Origin of the sequence: Catellatospora methionotrophica (assembly GCF_011297335.1) — a bacterium.
In the GTDB taxonomy this organism is placed as follows: Bacteria; Actinomycetota; Actinomycetes; order Mycobacteriales; family Micromonosporaceae; genus Catellatospora; species Catellatospora methionotrophica.
This window is the reverse complement of record NZ_JAAOTJ010000011.1, coordinates 163,521-180,472: the sequence shown is the minus strand read 5'-3', so window position 1 is coordinate 180,472 and position 16,952 is coordinate 163,521. Positions and strand designations below refer to the sequence as shown.

Below are 16,952 nucleotides of genomic sequence, written 5' to 3'. Positions count from 1 at the left end.
CTGGACCCGGACCTGGACCCGGACCCGGACCTGAGTACCGGGGGCCCATAGCTCCGAGCCTTGTCAGGGGCGAGGCCAGGCGGCGCGGATTGCGGCCAATGCCTCGTCGAGGTCGGCGCCGAGCGTGAGAGCGGTGGTGGTGAAGCCGTTCGCCGCCTGTGCCAACGGCCCCCGTCGGTCCGTCGCCACATCAGAGGTTCGCGCGGCCACCACCGTGCCTGCCGCGCGCCGAGTCGTCACCAGCCCGGCCGCCTCCAGTTCCTGGTACGCCCGAGCCACCGTGCCGGGGGCCAAGCCGAGATCCGCAGCGAGCTGCCGGATCGGCGGCAGGCGGTGTCCCGCCTCCAGCAGCCCGCCGTTGATCAGAATCTCGATCTGGGCCCGGATCTGTTCGTAGGGCGGCACGGGGCCCGGCCGGATGGTGATCGTGGGGTTCACGCCAGAGCCTCGGCGGGTTCGCGCGGCGCGGCGGCGGTCACCTCACCGGATGGACCGGGGTGGATCAGCAGGTGCAGGTAGTGCGCGAAGACCAGGAACGAGGCCATGGCCAGCGCGACGACGCCGAGCATCCACCAGCCCCAGCCGCCGAGGAACACCATCCAGTGCCGCTGACCGTAGAAGAACATCGCGCCGCTGAGGGTTCCGGCGAGCAGGACCCCGGTGGTGCCGTGCACCAGGCGTGCCGCGCGCCGCCGCCAGGCCTCGTCCGCGGCGAGATGCTGCGGATCCAGCCCGGCGTGCCCGGCGTCGGTGATCCTGCGCTGCAGGTGCCGGGCGAGCAGGCCCCAGCAGGCGAGCACCACCGCCGTGGGCGCCAGGCGCAGCAGCCCTCCGGCGGCGTCGAACTGCCCGATGGGGTCGATCGGGCTGTCGGCGATCAGCACCGCGACGGCGGGCAGTGCTACCAGCACCGCGAGGCTCAGCCAGCGCAGCTGCCGGCGCGCGCCGGGCGGCAGGTAGGTGTCGATGTCGCGGGCGGTGAGCTGTGCCGTCGGCCGGCCGGAGCGGGAGGGCCGGGGCGACATCAGCTCGCTGACGGCCACCCCGGCCAGCACGAAGGCGGCGAACAGGGGTGTGGCGAGGGGGACCAGCGTGCTGTTGGCGGCGGTGAAGGCGACCGAGGTGCCCAGTACGACACCTGCCGACCGCAGGTAGGCGGCTCCGTTCATGATTTACCTCCCCGTTGTATCAAGCAACTGATACAAGTGAACGACATCGCTGTGTCTTGTGTCAATCGATTGATACAAGACAGGTCACACCACCCCCGATTTGGCGGGCGTCCACCAGGTCACGTATCGTTCCTGTCAACAGTTCCACCCAAAGACCGCTGGTCATCTGATCCGGATCACTCCCGGAGCAGGATCGAAGGCCCCGTCGCTCGGCAACGAGCGGACCACGGGCGGCCCGCGCAGGGAAGAACGGTGAGCCTGACCGGCCTCGTGCCGTGCAAAGCCCCGTGCGCCCTGCGCCGGGGCGTTTTGTTTGTCCGCTCCTTTCGAACGCCGGGTCCCGCGAGACCAGCCTGGAGTACGAGAGAGGAGGGGACATGGCGGACAAGATCCGTGCCGACAAGGCCGGCAGTGTTGCGGAGCTCACCGAGCGCTTCCGCGAGTCGAACGCCACGGTGCTCACCGAGTACCGCGGCCTGACCGTGAAGCAGCTGACCGAGCTGCGTCGTTCGCTGGGCGGTGCCGAGTACACCGTTGCCAAGAACACGCTTGCCAAGCGCGCCGCGACCGACGCCGGTCTGACCGGTCTCGACGCTCTGTTCACCGGTCCTACCGCGCTCGCCTTCGTCTCCGGCGATGTCGTCGAAGCCGCGAAGGGCCTCAAGGAGTTCGCGAAGGCGAACCCGCTGCTCGTCATCAAGGGCGGCGTCTTCGAGGGCAAGGCGATCACGGCGGCCGAGGTCGCCAAGCTCGCCGACCTCGAGTCCCGCGAGGTGCTGCTGGCCAAGCTGGCCGGCGCCATGAAGGCAAGCATGAGCAACGCCGCGGCGCTCTTCCAGGCCCCGCTGGCGCAGGCCGTTCGCACGGTCGCCGCTCTGCAGGACAAGCGCGAGAAGGAGGGCGCCGACGCCTGACGGCGTCGACGTCATCCGAACCATCCAGCTCGCGGCGCCCTGCCGCGGCATGTAGACCCGTTACGAAAGGACGCCTGACATGGCGAAGCTGAGCAGCACCGAGCTCCTCGAGGCCTTCAAGGAGATGACCCTGATCGAGCTCTCCGAGTTCGTGAAGGAGTTCGAGACCACCTTCGACGTGAAGGCCGCCGCGCCGGTCGCCGTCGCCGGCCCGGCCGGCCCGGGTGCCGCCGCGGTCGAGGTCGAGGAGCAGGACGAGTTCGACGTCGTCCTCGAGTCCGACGGTGGCAAGAAGATCCAGGTCATCAAGGTCGTGCGTGAGCTGACCGGCCTGGGCCTGAAGGAGGCCAAGGACGTGGTCGAGGCCGCGCCGAAGGCCATCATCGAGAAGGCCAACAAGGAGACCGCGGAGAAGGCCAAGGCCAAGCTCGAGGCCGAGGGCGCCAAGGTCACCCTCAAGTGATCTGAGGTCACGCCGGGCTTTACGCCAAGAGCGTGACCGCATCGAGGGGCGGGCATCCACGTGATGTCCGCCCCTTGTTTGTACTGCGCAAACGCGCAGTGATACGAACTTGACGCAGTGTTGGACACTGGAAGACGTCGCCGGGTCTTGACGTGAACGACGACGCCAGGCAGTCTTTCTTCAGTACGACCTTCCGAGTGCGTAGCGGGCGGGGTACAGAGCGTGGTGGACACCGATCTGAAGGTGGTCCAGGGCACGTTCTGCGGAAGCCTGCCGTGGGGACTCGACAGCGGTCCGTGCTTCTGCTACAGTGCTAGTTTGCGCTGCCCTTCGACTTTCCCCCTGCCCGGAATGCCGGATGTCTTTTGACGTCGGCTCTGGACCAGGGGTTGTCGGGTTGCTCGCGTAACGGCCGTTGCACCACCGGTCCTCGGAAGGACGTATCTTGGCAGCCTCCCGCCCTGCGAAGACCAGTCGATCGTCGAGCGCGTTCGCTCCCCGCCGGATCTCCTTCGGCAGGATCACCGAACACCTCGAAGTACCCAATCTGCTCGCTATCCAAACCGAGTCTTTTGACTGGCTTGTCGGCAATGAGTCCTGGCAGTCCCGTTCGTCGGCTCTCGCAGACGCCCGCTCGGGACTCGCGGAGATCCTCGAAGAGATCAGCCCGATCGAGGACTTCTCCGGCACCATGTCGCTCAGCTTCTCCGACCCGCGCTTCGACGAGGTCAAGGCCTCCATCGAGGAGTGCAAGGAGAAGGACCTCACCTACTGCGCGCCGCTGTTCGTGACCGCGGAGTTCACCAACAACTCGACTGGCGAGATCAAGAGCCAGACCGTGTTCATGGGTGACTTCCCGATGATGACGCCGAAGGGCACCTTCATCATCAACGGCACCGAGCGCATCGTCGTCAGTCAGCTCGTCCGCTCTCCTGGCGTGTACTTCTCCAAGGAGCCGGACAAGACCTCCGACCGCGATCTGTCCAGCGTCAAGGTCATCCCCAGCCGGGGTGCCTGGCTGGAGTTCGACATCGACAAGCGCGACACGGTCGGCGTGCGTATCGACCGCAAGCGCCGGCAGGCCGTCACGGTCCTGCTGAAGGCGATCGGTTGGACCAACGACCAGATCCGCGAGCGTTTCGCGTGGTCCGAGTTGCTGATGACCACCCTCGAGAAGGACCACATCGCCGGTCAGGACGAGGCCCTTCTCGACATCTACCGCAAGCTGCGCCCTGGCGAGCCGCCGACGCGCGAGAACGCCCAGACCCTGCTCGACAACCTCTTCTTCAACCCGAAGCGGTACGACGTCGCCAAGGTCGGTCGTTACAAGTTCAACAAGAAGCTCGAGCTCGAGATCCCGATCACGACGGGAACGCTGACCGAGGACGACATCGTCGCCACCGTGGAGTACCTGGCCCGCCTGCACGCGGGTGAGGACGGCTACGAGGCCGACGACATCGACCACTTCGGCAACCGTCGTCTGCGCACCGTCGGCGAGCTGATCCAGAACCAGGTTCGGGTCGGTCTCTCCCGCATGGAGCGCGTCGTGCGCGAGCGCATGACGACGCAGGACGTCGAGGCGATCACGCCGCAGACCCTGATCAACATCCGCCCCGTGGTGGCCGCGATCAAGGAGTTCTTCGGCACGTCGCAGCTGTCGCAGTTCATGGACCAGACCAACCCGCTCGCGGGTCTGACCCACCGTCGCCGCCTGTCGGCGCTCGGCCCGGGTGGTCTGTCGCGTGACCGCGCCGGCTTCGAGGTCCGTGACGTGCACCCGTCGCACTACGGCCGGATGTGCCCGATCGAGACGCCGGAAGGCCCGAACATCGGCCTGATCGGCGCGCTGTCGACGTTCGCGCGGGTCAACCCGTTCGGTTTCGTCGAGACGCCGTACCGCAAGGTCGTCGAGGGCCGGGTCACCGACCAGATCGACTACCTGACCGCGGACGAGGAAGACCGTTACATCAAGGCGCAGGCGAACGCCGTGCTGATGGGTGACGGCTCCTTCGCCGAGGACCGCGTCCTGGTCCGCCGTAAGGGCGGTGAGGTCGACTACGTGCCGCCGGCACAGGTCGACTACATGGACGTGTCGCCGCGGCAGATGGTGTCCGTCGCCACCGCGATGATCCCGTTCCTCGAGCACGACGACGCCAACCGAGCGCTGATGGGCGCGAACATGCAGCGTCAGGCGGTGCCGCTGGTCAAGGCCGAGGCCCCGCTGGTCGGCACGGGTATGGAGTACCGTGCCGCGACCGACGCCGGCGACGTGGTCGTGGCCGAGGTCGGCGGCGTGGTCGAGGACCTGTGCGCGGACTACATCACCGTGCACCAGGACGACGGCTTCCGCCGGACCTACCTGCTGCACAAGTTCCGCCGGTCCAACTCGGGCTCGTGTGTGAACCAGAAGCCGGTGGTCCCGGAGGGTGCCCGCGTCGAGGCCGGTCAGGTCATCGCCGACGGCCCGTGTACCGACAACGGTGAGATGGCGCTCGGCCGCAACCTGCTGGTCGCCTTCATGCCGTGGGAGGGCCACAACTACGAGGACGCGATCATCCTGTCCCAGCGTCTGGTGCAGGAGGACGTGCTCACCTCGATTCACATCGAGGAGCACGAGGTCGACGCCCGCGACACCAAGCTGGGCCCGGAGGAGATCACCCGCGACATCCCGAACGTCAGCGAAGAGATGCTGGCGGACCTGGACGAGCGGGGCATCATCCGGATCGGCGCCGAGGTCGTGCCGGGCGACATCCTGGTCGGCAAGGTCACGCCCAAGGGCGAGACCGAGCTGACCCCGGAGGAGCGGCTGCTCCGCGCGATCTTCGGTGAGAAGGCGCGCGAGGTCCGCGACACCTCGCTGAAGGTGCCGCACGGCGAGACCGGCACGGTCATCGGTGTGCGCACGTTCTCCCGCGAGGACGGCGACGAGCTGCCCCCGGGCGTCAACGAGCTGGTCCGGGTGTACGTCGCCCAGAAGCGCAAGATCCAGGACGGCGACAAGCTCGCCGGCCGCCACGGCAACAAGGGTGTCATCTCCAAGATCCTTCCGGTCGAGGACATGCCGTTCCTCGAGGACGGCACCCCGGTCGACATCGTGCTCAACCCGCTGGGCGTGCCCGGTCGAATGAACATCGGCCAGGTTCTCGAGGTCCACCTGGGCTGGGTCGCCAAGACCGGCTGGAAGGTCTCGGGCGACGACGCCGAGTGGAAGAAGGCACTGCGCTCGATCGGCGCGCACGAGGCCGAGGCCAACACCAACGTGGCCACCCCGGTCTTCGACGGCGCGCACGACGACGAGATCGCCGGTCTACTCGGCAGCACCCTGCCCAACCGCGACGGCACCCAGCTGATCGGCGAGTCGGGCAAGGCGAGGCTGTTCGATGGCCGCTCGGGTGAGCCGCTGCCGGACCCGATCTCGGTCGGCTACATGTACATCCTGAAACTGAACCACCTGGTCGACGACAAGATCCACGCTCGGTCGACCGGCCCGTACTCGATGATCACGCAGCAGCCGCTGGGTGGTAAGGCGCAGTTCGGTGGCCAGCGGTTCGGCGAGATGGAGTGCTGGGCGATGCAGGCCTACGGCGCGGCTTACGCGCTGCAGGAGCTGCTCACCATCAAGTCCGACGACGTGCTGGGTCGTGTGAAGGTCTACGAGGCCATCGTCAAGGGCGAGAACATCCCCGAGCCGGGCATTCCCGAGTCGTTCAAGGTGCTGCTCAAGGAACTGCAGTCGCTGTGCCTGAACGTCGAGGTGCTGTCCAGCGACGGTGTGGCCCTGGAGATGCGCGAGACCGACGACGAGGTGTTCCGGGCGGCGGAGGAGCTCGGTATCGATCTGTCCCGGCGGGAGCCGAGCAGCGTCGAGGAAGTCTGATGTAAAAGGCGTCCTCCGCGCGCTCCGGCGTGTGGAGGACGCCTCCGCCATCAACTGACACTGATGAAGACACGAGCAAAGAGGGACATACAACGTGCTCGACGTTAACTTCTTCGATGAGCTTCGGATCGGCCTGGCAGGTGCTGAAGACATCCGGCGCTGGTCGCACGGCGAGGTCAAGAAGCCCGAGACGATCAACTACCGCACTCTGAAGCCCGAGAAGGACGGACTCTTCTGCGAGAAGATCTTCGGCCCGCAGCGGGACTGGGAGTGCTACTGCGGCAAGTACAAGCGGGTCCGGTTCAAGGGCATCGTCTGTGAGCGCTGCGGCGTCGAGGTGACCCGTTCCAAGGTGCGCCGTGAGCGGATGGGCCACATCGAGCTCGCCGCCGCGGTCACCCACATCTGGTACTTCAAGGGTGTGCCGAGCCGGCTGGGTTACCTGCTGGACCTCGCCCCGAAGGACCTTGAGAAGATCATTTACTTCGCCTCGTACGTGATCACGAGCGTGGACGCCGAGGCGCGTCACCGCGACATGACCACCATCGAGAACGAGATCTTCGCCGAGAAGCGCCAGGCCGAGAACGCCCGTGACGCCGAGATCGAGAAGCGGGCCGTCAAGCTCGAGTCCGACCTGGCCGAGCTGGAGGCCGAGGGCGCCAAGGCCGACGTGCGCCGCAAGGTCAAGGAGGCTGGCGAGCGCGAGATGCGCCAGATCCGCGACAAGGCGCAGCGCGAGATCGACCGCCTGGACGAGGTGCTGGACACGTTCCGCAAGCTCGACTCCAAGCAGCTGGTCACCGACGAGCTGCTCTACCGCGAGCTGCGTGACCGTTTCGGTGAGTACTTCACCGGCGGCATGGGCGCCGAGGCCATCAAGGCCCTCGTGCAGAACATGGACCTCGAGGCCGAGGCCGAGTTCCTGCGCGAGACGATCCGCTCGGGCAAGGGCCAGCGCAAGCTGCGCGCGCTCAAGCGGCTCAAGGTCGTGGCCGCGTTCCTGGCCACCGGCAACTCGCCGCTGGGCATGGTGCTGGACTGCGTCCCGGTCATCCCGCCGGACCTGCGCCCGATGGTGCAGCTCGACGGTGGCCGCTTCGCCACGTCCGACCTGAACGACCTGTACCGCCGCGTCATCAACCGCAACAACCGCCTCAAGCGTCTGATCGACCTCGGCGCGCCCGAGATCATCGTGAACAACGAGAAGCGGATGCTGCAGGAGGCCGTCGACGCGCTGTTCGACAACGGCCGCCGTGGCCGGCCGGTGACGGGTCCGGGCAACCGCCCGCTCAAGTCGCTGTCCGACATGCTCAAGGGCAAGCAGGGCCGGTTCCGCCAGAACCTGCTCGGCAAGCGCGTGGACTACTCGGGCCGTTCGGTCATCGTCGTCGGTCCGCGGCTGAAGCTGCACCAGTGCGGTCTGCCCAAGCAGATGGCGCTGGAGCTGTTCAAGCCGTTCGTGATGAAGCGGCTGGTCGACCTGAACCACGCCCAGAACATCAAGTCGGCCAAGCGCATGGTCGAGCGTCAGCGCCCGGTCGTGTGGGACGTGCTGGAAGAGGTCATCACCGAACACCCGGTGCTGCTCAACCGTGCGCCCACCCTGCACCGTCTGGGCATCCAGGCGTTCGAGCCGCAGCTGGTCGAGGGCAAGGCCATCCAGATCCACCCGCTCGTCTGCACCGCCTTCAACGCGGACTTCGACGGTGACCAGATGGCCGTGCACGTGCCGCTGTCCGCCGAGGCCCAGGCCGAGGCGCGCATCCTGATGCTGTCCAGCAACAACATCCTCAAGCCGGCCGACGGCAAGCCGGTGACCATGCCCACCCAGGACATGATCATCGGGCTGTACCACCTGACCCACACCCGTCCCGGCATGCTGGGCGAGGGTCGCGTGTTCAGCTCCGAGGCCGAGGCGATGATGGCCTTCGACAACGGCGAGCTGCACCTGCAGGCGCCGGTGCGGATCCGCCTGCAGGGCATCACCTCCGTGGACAACGGCCCGGCCGGGCCGGTCTGGGAGGCGCCCGAGGGCTGGGAGCCGAACGAGCAGGTCATCCTGGACACCACGCTGGGCCGGGTCCTCTTCAACGAGACCCTCCCGGTGGGCTACCGCTTCGTCAACCACGAGGTCCGCAAGGGCCAGCTCTCGGGCATCGTGAACGACCTGGCCGAGCGTTACCCGAAGGTCGCCCTGGCGGCGACGCTGGACGCGCTCAAGGAGGCCGGCTTCCACTGGGCCACCTGGTCCGGCGTCACCATCGGCATGGAGGACGTCATCTCGCCGCCGCGCAAGGGCCAGATCCTTGAGCGGTACGAGAAGGAGGCCGAGCGCTTCGACAAGCAGTACCAGCGTGGTCTGATGACCGCCGAGGAGCGCCGCGGCGAGCTGATCGAGCTCTGGACCAAGGCGACCAACGAGGTGGCCAAGGAACTCGAGACCGCTCTGCCGCTGGAGAACCCGCTGTGGCGCATGATCCACTCGGGCGCTCGAGGCAACATGCTGCAGCTGCGCCAGATCGCGGCGATCCGTGGCCTGGTGGCCAACCCGAAGGGTGAGATCATCCCGCGGCCGATCAAGTCCTCGTACCGCGAGGGCCTGAGCGTGCTGGAGTACTTCATCTCCACGCACGGCGCCCGCAAGGGCCTGGCCGACACCGCGCTGCGTACCGCCGACTCGGGTTACCTGACCCGTCGTCTGGTGGACGTGTCGCAGGACGTGATCATCCGTGAGGACGACTGCGGCACCGACCGGGCGATCCCGATGCAGATCGGGGCGCGCCACGACGGTGTGCTGTCGGTGCACGAGCACGCCGAGACCGGCGCGCACGCCCGCACCCTGGCCGAGGACATGTCGGACCCGTCCGGCAACCTCGTCGCGGCGCGCGGCACCGACCTCAACTCGATCGTCGTCGACAAGCTGGTCAAGGCCGGCATCGAGGGCGTACGGGTGCGGTCCGTGCTCACCTGCGAGTCCAAGCTCGGCGTCTGCGCGGCCTGCTACGGCCGTTCGCTGCCGACGGGCAAGCTGGTGGACGTCGGCGAGGCCGTCGGCATCATCGCGGCCCAGTCGATCGGTGAGCCGGGCACGCAGCTGACGATGCGTACCTTCCACACCGGTGGTGCGGCCTCGGGTGAGGACATCACCCAGGGTCTGCCCCGTGTCCAGGAGATCTTCGAGGCGCGTGTGCCCAAGGGCAAGGCGCCGATCGCGGACACTCCGGGACGCATCCGGATCGAGGCGGGCGACCGGTCGAAGAAGATCATCATCGTGCCGGACGACGGCAGCGAGGAGATCGTCCACGACAAGATCTCGAACCGGGTGAAGCTGCGGGTGCACGACGGCTCGCACGTGGAGGTCGGCGAGAAGCTCACCGAGGGCACCATCGACCCGCACGAGCTGCTGCGCATCATGGGCCCCCGCGCGGTCCAGGTCCACCTGACCAATGAGGTCCAGGAGGTCTACCGCTCGCAGGGTGTGATGATCCACGACAAGCACATCGAGATCATCATCCGCCAGATGCTCAAGCGCGTGACGATCATCGACTCCGGCGCGACCGAGTTCCTGCCGGGTGTGCTGGTCGACCGTGCGCAGTTCGAGGGCGAGAACCGCCGCCTGGTCTCCGAGGGCGGCGAGCCCGCGGCCGGCCGTCCGGTGCTGATGGGTATCACCAAGGCGTCGCTGGCGACCGAGTCGTGGCTCTCGGCGGCCTCCTTCCAGGAGACCACCCGGGTGCTCACCGACGCGGCCATCAACGCGCGCAGTGACTCGCTCATCGGTCTCAAGGAGAACGTCATCATCGGCAAGCTCATCCCGGCGGGTACCGGCATCAGCAAGTACCGCAACGTCCGGGTGGAGCCGACCGAGGAGGCGAAGGCCAAGGTCTACTCGATGACCTCGTACGGCGAGACCGACTACGGCTTCGGCCCGGCGTCGGGTGTCGCGGTGCCGCTGGACGACTTCGACTTCGGGTCGTACCGGTAATCGCTTGAAGTGATCGCGGCGTCCTCCCTGTCGTTTACACGGCATGGGGGACGCCGCTTTCGTATGTGCAGCCACCCGGGATCCGGCCGATCCCGAGCCGGTCGCCGACACCAAGGCCACCGCCGCGTTCGGGCTCGGCCTGCTGGCCGCGGTGACGGGGCTGGCGGTCGGCGGGATCGTGCCCGCCACCATCGCGCTGGCGCTGGCCCGTGCGGCCCGTACGGAGCTGCGCGACGGCCAAGGCTGGCGCACCGGTGCGGGCCGGGTGCGCTGGGCGGAGCGGCTGGCCTGGCTGGCCCTGGGCATGGCCGGGCTGAGCCTGCTCACGCTGACCGTGTGGCTGTTCCTGCGCGGCGTGCACTTCGGCAGCCAGGACTTCCCGCCCACCGTCGACTGAGGTCCACCGCCGCCGGGACGGGGCGCGGGCGGCTTGGTCGGCGGGCAGTGGGCGGGACGTGGCAGGATCGGCGGCGTGACGTATCCGCAGTCTCCGGCGCCGCAATGGCCGTCCGTGCCGCCCACGGGCGAGCAGCCGCCCGCGCCGCAGCCGTCGACGCCGCAGCCGCCCGTACCGCAGTGGCCCGAGGCAGGCCAGCAGCCTGGCTCGCCGCAGTGGGCACAGCCCGGCCAGCAGCCTGCCGCGCCGCAGTGGCCGCAGCCCGGCCAGCAGCAGCCGCCTGTGCCGCAGCCTGGCCAGCAACCCGCAGTGCCGCAGTGGGCCCAGCCCGGCCAGCATCAGCCGCCGGTGCCGCAGCCAGGTCAGCAACCCGCAGTGCCGCAGTGGCCGCAGTCCGGTCAGCAGCCGCTGCCGCAGGCGGCTCAGCAGCCGCCGGTGCCGCAGTGGCCGCAGGTGGCTGCGAAGCCGCAGCTCGTGCAGCCCGCCGGGCCGCGACCGGTGAACTATCCGCCGCCGGTGCGCGTGGAGATCGTGCCGGGGACGCCGTACGCGCTGGCGGTGCTGGGTGCGCCGAAGACGGCTTCCGGCGTCGCGGCCAGCGCGCTGGTGGTGGGCGTCGGCTCAATCCTGGTGTCGCTGGCGGTGTGGTGCTTCGGGCTGGTCGGGTCGGAGAAGGGCTGGGGTGGTCTGGTCGCCGGGGCGTTCGCGGTGCTGTCGATCCTGCTGGGGGCGGCGGGCGTGCTGCTCGGCTGGCTCGGGATGCGCCAGATCCGGTTGGCCGCGGGCAACCTGACCGGGCGCGGGGTCGCCATCACCGGCCTGGTGTGCGGCGCGGTGGGCCTGCTGCTGGCCGTGGGAGGCCTGATCACCGCCATCGCCCTCAGCGCCGGCTGAGCCGTACAACCCAGCCCGCCGCGCTCCCACCCCGGCACCGCAGCCCGTCACGGTGCCCGGAGCCCCTGGCCCGGCCGGTGTGGTAGCCGCCCCGGCCGGTGTCGTCCGGTTGGAGATCGCCGTTTGTGGTCAGAAACTGCGGTACAGCGCCAGATCATGACCGGAAACAGCGATCATGGGCTGGCGGCGAGCCGTGGCCGGGGTGGCTGGGCGGTGCGAGCTACCTCACGGTGCGGTATCCCGTTCGGGGCTCGGGAATCGAAGAGGTAGACTGGCTGGCGGAGTTCGCACTGACGGCGGGCTGGTCGCTCGGAACGACTGGTTGCCTCGCATCGACGAGGGGTCGGGTCACCCCGTTTTGACCAGTGGGCCATCGGTTCGGTACTCTTTCCCCTCGTGCCCGGGCTTGCCCGGGCCCCTCGTGCGTGCGCCGACGCGGGAGAGTCCGACCACCGGTCGGGCGGCCCGTAGCACCACGACAACGACAGACTCCGACAGCTCGGGAAATCGAGCCGCCGGGCCCGTGCGCCGGACGACACGCCCGACCGCGGGGGTCGGCGCTTGTCGCGGATCACTCCGAGACAGCGCTGATCGCAGCAGTTCGGGCCGCATTCGCGGCCACGGCCACACATAAGTTTCCGCGGCGGGAAGCCGCGGAGAGAAAGCAAAAGGGAGCGGAGAACACCGGTGCCCACAATCCAGCAGCTGGTCCGCAAGGGCCGCCAGGCGAAGACGAGCAAGACCAAGACGCCGGCGCTGAAGGGGAGCCCCCAGCGGCGCGGTGTGTGCACGCGTGTGTACACCACGACGCCCAAGAAGCCGAACTCGGCACTGCGGAAGGTCGCTCGCGTCAAGCTGAGCAGCCAGATCGAGGTCACCGCGTACATCCCGGGTGTCGGTCACAACCTGCAGGAGCACTCGATCGTGCTCGTCCGCGGCGGCCGTGTTAAGGACCTGCCCGGCGTGCGCTACAAGATCATTCGCGGTTCGCTCGACACCCAGGGTGTGCGTAACCGCAAGCAGGCACGTAGCCGCTACGGCGCGAAGCTGGTCAAGGAAGGGAAGAAGTAATGCCTCGTAAGGGCCCCGCTCCGCGTCGGCCGCTGGCCGCAGACCCGGTGTACAACTCGCCGCTGGTCACCCAGCTGGTCAACAAGATCCTGCTGGCCGGCAAGCGCCAGCTGGCCGAGCGTGTCGTGTACGGCGCGCTCGAGGGCTGCCGGGAGAAGACCGGCACCGACCCCGTCGTGACGCTCAAGCGCGCCATGGACAACGTCAAGCCGACCCTCGAGGTCCGCAGCCGCCGTGTCGGTGGCGCGACCTACCAGGTGCCGGTGGAGGTCCGCCCGGTCCGCGCGACCACGCTGGGCCTGCGCTGGCTGGTGACGTACTCCCGCGCCCGCCGCGAGAAGACGATGATCGAGCGCCTCATGAACGAGCTGCTCGACGCCAGCAACGGTCTGGGCGCCGCTGTCAAGCGTCGCGAGGACACGCACAAGATGGCCGAGTCCAACAAGGCCTTCGCGCACTACCGCTGGTGAACAACGTGGAGCCGGGCCGATCCGTCGGTTCCGGCTCCACAACCTTGACTTTCCGGGACCGAGTCCCACTCCGAAAGGATCGTGAAGTGGCCGCCGTAGACGCCGCCCTCGCCACAACTCGCAACATCGGCATCATGGCGCACATCGACGCCGGTAAGACCACCACCACCGAGCGGATCCTGTTCTACACCGGTATCACGCACAAGATCGGTGAGGTTCACGAGGGCGCTGCCGTCATGGACTGGATGGAGCAGGAGCAGGAGCGTGGTATCACCATCACCTCCGCTGCTACCAAGTGTGAGTGGAAGGGCCACACGATCCAGATCATCGACACGCCCGGCCACGTCGACTTCACCGTCGAGGTGGAGCGTTCGCTGCGCGTGCTCGACGGCGCCGTCGCCGTGTACGACGGTGTCGCCGGTGTGGAGCCGCAGACCGAGAACGTCTGGCGCCAGGCTGACAAGTACAACGTGCCGCGTATGTGCTTCGTCAACAAGCTGGACCGGACCGGTGCGGACTTCTTCCGCTGCGTAGACATGATGATCACCCGTCTCAACGCCACCCCGCTGGTGCTGCAGATCCCGATCGGTCTCGAGGGCGACCACATCGGTGTCGTGGACCTGCTGGGCATGCGCGCGCTGACCTGGCGCGGCGAGACCCAGAAGGGTGAGGACTACGCGATCGAGGAGATCCCGGAGAACCTCGTCGAGCAGGCCAACGAGTGGCGCGTCAAGCTGCTCGAGACCCTCGCCGAGGCCGACGACTCGATCATGGAGGGCTACCTCGAGGGTGCCGAGTTCAGCGTCGACGTGCTGAAGGCCGCGATCCGTCGCGCCACGATCGCCGACAAGCTGAACCCGGTCGTCTGCGGTTCCGCCTTCAAGAACAAGGGCGTGCAGCCGATGCTGGACGCGGTCATCGACTTCCTGCCGTCGCCGCTGGACGTGCCGGCGATCGACGGCACGCTGATGGACGGGGAGACCCCGGTCGCCCGGCACGCCGACTCGACCGAGCCGTTCTCCGGCCTGGCCTTCAAGATCCAGACGGACAAGCACCTGGGCAAGCTGACCTACGTGCGCGTCTACTCGGGCACGCTCGACTCGGGCACCGCGGTGATCAACTCGACCAAGGACCGCAAGGAGCGGGTCGGGAAGATCTACCAGATGCACGCCAACAAGCGCGAGGAGCGCCCCCAGGCGTTCGCGGGCGACATCATCGCCGTGCAGGGTCTCAAGCAGACCACGACCGGTGACACGCTGTCGGACCCGGCGCACCCGGTGATCCTCGAGTCGATGACCTTCCCGGACCCGGTCATCTCGGTGGCCATCGAGCCGAAGACGAAGGCCGACCAGGAGAAGCTGGGCGTCGCGATCCAGAAGCTCGCCGAGGAGGACCCGACCTTCCGCGTGAAGCTGGACGAGGAGACCGGTCAGACGGTCATCTCCGGCATGGGCGAGCTCCACCTGGAGATCCTCGTCGACCGCATGAAGCGCGAGTTCAACGTCGAGGCGAACGTCGGCAAGCCGCAGGTGGCGTACCGCGAGACGATCCGCCGCACGGTGGACAAGCTCGAGTACACCCACAAGAAGCAGACCGGTGGCTCGGGTCAGTACGCGAGCGTCATCATCGGTCTCTCGCCGCTGCCGCTGGACGCTCCGGCGCAGTACGAGTTCAACAACGCCGTCACCGGTGGCCGCATCCCGAAGGAGTACATCCCTTCGATCGACGCCGGTGCCCAGGACGCGATGCAGTACGGCGTGCTCGCCGGGTACCCGCTGGTCGGTGTCAAGCTGACGCTGATCGACGGTAAGTACCACGAGGTCGACTCGTCGGAAATGGCGTTCAAGATCGCCGGTTCGATGGCGCTGAAGGAAGCGGCCCGCAAGGCCGACCCGGCGATCCTCGAGCCGATGATGGCAGTCGAGGTCGTCACCCCCGAGGACAACATGGGTGACGTCATCGGCGACCTGAACTCCCGCCGTGGCATCATCCAGGCCATGGAAGAGCGCAGCGGCGCCCGCGTCGTCCGCGCCCTGGTGCCGCTGTCGGAGATGTTCGGCTACGTCGGCGACCTGCGGTCGAAGACTCAGGGCCGGGCTAGCTACAGCATGGTATTCGACTCCTACGCCGAGGTTCCCGCGAACGTGGCGAAGGAGATCATCGCTAAGGCCACCGGAGAGTGACCGCGGTGGTGAGGCCGGTTCACGCCGGCCTCACCACGGCTGAGTTCTCCACGGTCTCAGCACAGCAAGGAAGCGCCGGCGACCCCGGCGGGCAAAGGTCCTAAGCGCCAGTCGGCGCCGTCGGGCGAACGAACCAACAGTCCACAGGAGGACACCAGTGGCGAAGGCGAAGTTCGAGCGGACTAAGCCGCACGTCAACATCGGCACCATTGGTCACATCGACCACGGTAAGACGACGCTGACGGCGGCCATCACTAAGGTCCTGCACGACAAGTTCCCGGCACTCAACCCGTACACCCCTTTCGACGAGATCGACAAGGCGCCGGAGGAGAAGGCTCGTGGTATCACGATCTCCATCGCGCACGTCGAGTACCAGACGGAGAACCGGCACTACGCGCACGTTGACTGCCCGGGTCACGCTGACTACATCAAGAACATGATCACCGGTGCCGCCCAGATGGACGGCGCGATCCTGGTGGTCGCCGCTACCGACGGCCCGATGCCGCAGACCCGCGAGCACGTGCTGCTCGCCCGTCAGGTCGGCGTGCCCTACATCGTCGTGGCGCTCAACAAGAGCGACATGGTCGACGATGAGGAGCTGCTGGAGCTGGTGGAGCTCGAGATCCGCGAGCTGCTGTCGAACCAGGAGTACCCGGGTGACGACCTGCCGGTCGTCCGGGTCTCCGCGCTGAAGGCGCTCGAGGGCGACCCGAAGTGGTCCGAGGCGCTGCTGGGCCTGATGGACGCGGTCGACTCCGCGATCCCGCAGCCCGAGCGTGAGGTCGACAAGCCGTTCCTCATGCCGATCGAGGACGTCTTCACGATCACCGGTCGTGGCACCGTCGTCACCGGTCGCGCCGAGCGTGGCATCCTCAAGCCGAACGAGGAGGTCGAGATCGTCGGTATTCGCGAGAAGTCGATGAAGACCACCTGCACCGGCATCGAGATGTTCCGCAAGCTGCTCGACGAGGCCCGCGCGGGCGAGAACGTCGGTCTGCTGCTGCGCGGCATCAAGCGCGAGGACGTCGAGCGCGGCATGGTCGTGGTCAAGCCCGGCACGACCACCCCGCACACGGAGTTCGAGGCGTCGGTCTACATCCTCTCCAAGGAGGAGGGTGGCCGTCACACCCCGTTCTTCCAGAACTACCGGCCGCAGTTCTACTTCCGCACCACCGACGTCACCGGTGTCGTCACGCTGCCCGAGGGCACCGAGATGGTCATGCCCGGCGACAACGTCGAGATGTCCGTGAAGCTCATCCAGCCGATCGCCATGGAGGAGACCCTCCGTTTCGCGATCCGCGAGGGTGGCCGCACGGTCGGTGCCGGCCGAGTCACCAAGATCACCAAGTGATCTCCGCGGGCGCCCTGCTTTCGGGCAGGGCGCCCGCACCTTTACATGTACGCAGGTCGGGCCTGTTTTAGTGAGCCCCGGCACCCTGATTTCACAATGGCGTACCCGATACGGCATAATGAACAGGTTGCGTTGCGGCCGGTCGCGCCCAGTGGGTGCGTCGCGCCGCGTGACGTGG

The 16,952-nt window shown here is 67.7% G+C and carries 12 protein-coding genes; 10 read left to right on the top strand and 2 right to left on the bottom strand.

The features are described 5' to 3' along the window. Positions 1–63: 63 nt before the first annotated feature. The gene (locus tag HAV40_RS23935; protein ID WP_166384893.1) at positions 64–438 is read right to left on the bottom strand and encodes a GntR family transcriptional regulator; all 375 of its coding nucleotides are present in this window, start codon (positions 436–438) and stop codon (positions 64–66) included. Next, entirely contained in the window at positions 435–1,169 is a 735-nt protein-coding gene (locus HAV40_RS23930; protein WP_166384891.1) for a hypothetical protein, read from the bottom strand. Before HAV40_RS23930 ends, HAV40_RS23935 begins: the two co-directional genes overlap by 4 nt. A gap of 377 nt (positions 1,170–1,546) precedes the next feature. On the opposite strand from HAV40_RS23930, the gene rplJ reads away from it, so the two are divergent. The 10 genes from rplJ (at position 1,547) to tuf (ending at position 16,774) form a co-directional block, all read left to right on the top strand. Then, positions 1,547–2,083: a 50S ribosomal protein L10 gene (rplJ, locus tag HAV40_RS23925; RefSeq protein ID WP_155389847.1), complete on the top strand. Its 537-nt coding sequence runs from the start codon at positions 1,547–1,549 to the stop codon at positions 2,081–2,083. A gap of 79 nt (positions 2,084–2,162) precedes the next feature. Continuing rightward, positions 2,163–2,546 (top strand): 50S ribosomal protein L7/L12, encoded by a 384-nt coding sequence (rplL, locus tag HAV40_RS23920; RefSeq protein WP_166384889.1) that lies wholly within the window; start codon positions 2,163–2,165, stop codon positions 2,544–2,546. A 445-nt stretch (positions 2,547–2,991) separates the two neighbouring features. Then, positions 2,992–6,423, top strand: a complete 3,432-nt coding sequence (gene rpoB, locus HAV40_RS23915) for a DNA-directed RNA polymerase subunit beta (RefSeq protein WP_166384887.1) — start codon at positions 2,992–2,994, stop codon at positions 6,421–6,423. A gap of 94 nt (positions 6,424–6,517) precedes the next feature. After that, positions 6,518–10,408 (top strand): DNA-directed RNA polymerase subunit beta', encoded by a 3,891-nt coding sequence (locus HAV40_RS23910; RefSeq protein ID WP_166384885.1) that lies wholly within the window; start codon positions 6,518–6,520, stop codon positions 10,406–10,408. Positions 10,409–10,451: 43 nt separating this feature from the next. Then, entirely contained in the window at positions 10,452–10,805 is a 354-nt protein-coding gene (locus tag HAV40_RS23905) for a hypothetical protein (protein ID WP_166384883.1), read from the top strand. Positions 10,806–10,880: 75 nt separating this feature from the next. Further along, entirely contained in the window at positions 10,881–11,699 is an 819-nt protein-coding gene (locus HAV40_RS38575) for a DUF4190 domain-containing protein (RefSeq protein WP_239085915.1), read from the top strand. A 687-nt stretch (positions 11,700–12,386) separates the two neighbouring features. Then, positions 12,387–12,770, top strand: a complete 384-nt coding sequence (gene rpsL, locus HAV40_RS23890; RefSeq protein ID WP_120317147.1) for a 30S ribosomal protein S12 — start codon at positions 12,387–12,389, stop codon at positions 12,768–12,770. After that, the gene (rpsG, locus tag HAV40_RS23885; RefSeq protein WP_120317146.1) at positions 12,770–13,240 is read left to right on the top strand and encodes a 30S ribosomal protein S7; all 471 of its coding nucleotides are present in this window, start codon (positions 12,770–12,772) and stop codon (positions 13,238–13,240) included. Before rpsL ends, rpsG begins: the two co-directional genes overlap by 1 nt. Before the next feature lie 86 nt (positions 13,241–13,326). Further along, positions 13,327–15,423 (top strand): elongation factor G, encoded by a 2,097-nt coding sequence (gene fusA / locus HAV40_RS23880; RefSeq protein WP_166384881.1) that lies wholly within the window; start codon positions 13,327–13,329, stop codon positions 15,421–15,423. Between the two features lie 157 nt (positions 15,424–15,580). Beyond that, positions 15,581–16,774, top strand: coding sequence for an elongation factor Tu (gene tuf, locus HAV40_RS23875; RefSeq protein WP_166384879.1), 1,194 nt, complete (start codon positions 15,581–15,583; stop codon positions 16,772–16,774). Positions 16,775–16,952: the final 178 nt, after the last annotated feature.